The following is a 1,556-nucleotide window of genomic DNA, read 5'->3' as shown; positions in this document are numbered from 1 at the left end:
TTTACACCCTAAAAGCTAGTCAAATAAAGGCTTTGATAGTTATCGGAGATGTCTATTTAATCCTGGCTGAAGCACAATTATAGTTGCAAATAATCCTGGTTTGAAAATGTCATGATTGCAGGTTTTAGCGATTAGCATTGCAGGTCGCTACAGCTACTCGCTGACACAGGTTCCATGTAGAAGCGTGCCCACTCGATCTGATCCGCTGGTATGCCAAGAATGCTTACTCCACGCACCCCAAACGGCGTGCCATTGCGACGGGTGCCAGACCAGTACCACTCAGCCCAGGTCGTGTCTCCCTCCACTGCCGATCGAAGTAACTCTGAGTGAAAGTCTGGGATGTCGTGGAATATGGCAGACCAATTCTGACGGACATGCTCAACTCCCTGGAAAGCCCTCTCAGGATGGACTGGATGATCGCTCTGAATGTGAGGTGCAAAACAGGCTAAAAATGCTTCCAGGTCATGTGCGTTCTGTGCTTGTTGCAGTCGCTCTATGACGACGCTTTGGCTGGATTTCATGACTTCTCCTTAAAGGTTTATTTGTCAGGCTTTGTGAACAATGTTCTAATTCACGCGATGAATTCAATGCCGTACTTGGGTGCTGCTGCCAAAATTCGCTCGATCGCTTCAGGCGTGGCTGGACGTGATGGAGCGTCTGGCTCGTCTACTGGAACACCGACTTCGACAAAGAATTTTTCAATTCCCGCAGGCATGTACCAGACCAACATTCTGGCGCGTTGGTTGGTGATATTCTTAAAGGTATGTAGATGTCCCTTCGGCGAATAGAGAAAGGTTCCAGGGGTAGCAATCACGGTTTGATCGCCCAGTTGAAACTCCAGTTCGCCTTCTTGGATATAGAACGCTTCATCTTCTCGATGATGAATATGCGGCGGCGGGCCAATTTCAGGATCAACTCGCAATTCGACGAGCGTGTATTGCCCGTTGGTGTCTTCGCTCACTGCCTTGAAGGTGAAAATATCTCCCACAACTGAAAGGGAAGTTCCTTGACCTGGCTTAAGCACTAGTTCTTGAGAAGTAGTCATTGTCATTTCTCCTAATGGTTCAACGGTTGGTAAGGATTGATCCTTGCCAATTCTGTTTGATATATCTGAAGTGTAGTGAGCCGTAATGCTTAACCGCTTTGGTGATTCTTACAACGATTTGTCAGATTCTTAGGCTGAAGCGCGAATTTGCTTGGGTGTCATTCTGGTGAATCACTTGAACTGTTCCATTGTCAGAGCAGTGAATTGTTGTGCTGTAATGCAAGATGTCCAATCGTCGAATGAAATACATCATCCGGATCGTATTTCCGTTTGAGGTCGAGCAAGCGCTCATAGTTCGTCCCGAAAGCGAGCGGAACACGCTCCTGTTCTTCCCGATCCAAGAGATTGATATATCCCCCTTTGAAAGCGTATGGTGCAAGGGAGCGTGAGATGTTCTGTGCCGATTGGATATGCTGCTCTTCATCTGGAGACTGGGGTTCCCAGCCTGCGAGTATGTTAACCCTCTTTTGTCACTCTAGGCAGAGGAAAAATAGAAATAAGGGATATTGAA

Annotated in this window: 3 protein-coding genes; all 3 read right to left on the bottom strand. The window is 47.2% G+C overall.

The features are described from left to right. Positions 1 to 131 precede the first annotated feature (131 nt). On the bottom strand, positions 132 to 521 hold the full coding sequence (locus RMY63_RS42090; RefSeq protein WP_416212603.1) for a nuclear transport factor 2 family protein: 390 nt from the start codon (positions 519 to 521) through the stop codon (positions 132 to 134). A 50-nt stretch (positions 522 to 571) separates the two neighbouring features. After that, complete coding sequence (locus tag RMY63_RS41615; RefSeq protein ID WP_322734262.1) at positions 572 to 1,045, bottom strand: cupin domain-containing protein; 474 nt, start codon at positions 1,043 to 1,045, stop codon at positions 572 to 574. Positions 1,046 to 1,236: 191 nt separating this feature from the next. Then, positions 1,237 to 1,386, bottom strand: coding sequence for a BBE domain-containing protein (locus tag RMY63_RS41610; RefSeq protein WP_322734261.1), 150 nt, complete (start codon positions 1,384 to 1,386; stop codon positions 1,237 to 1,239). Positions 1,387 to 1,556: the final 170 nt, after the last annotated feature.

The organism is Nostoc sp. ChiQUE01b, assembly GCF_034531255.1.
Lineage (GTDB): Bacteria > Cyanobacteriota > Cyanobacteriia > Cyanobacteriales > Nostocaceae > Nostoc.
This window is presented reverse-complemented; position numbering and strand designations above follow the sequence as displayed.

Bases quoted from the DNA above. Each gene is read 5' to 3' on its own strand.
- RMY63_RS41615 (WP_322734262.1), bottom strand. From the start codon at position 1,045: ATGACTACTTCTCAAGAACTAGTGCTTAAGCCAGGTCAAGGAACTTCC.
- RMY63_RS42090 (WP_416212603.1), bottom strand. From the start codon at position 521: ATGAAATCCAGCCAAAGCGTCGTCATAGAGCGACTGCAACAAGCACAG.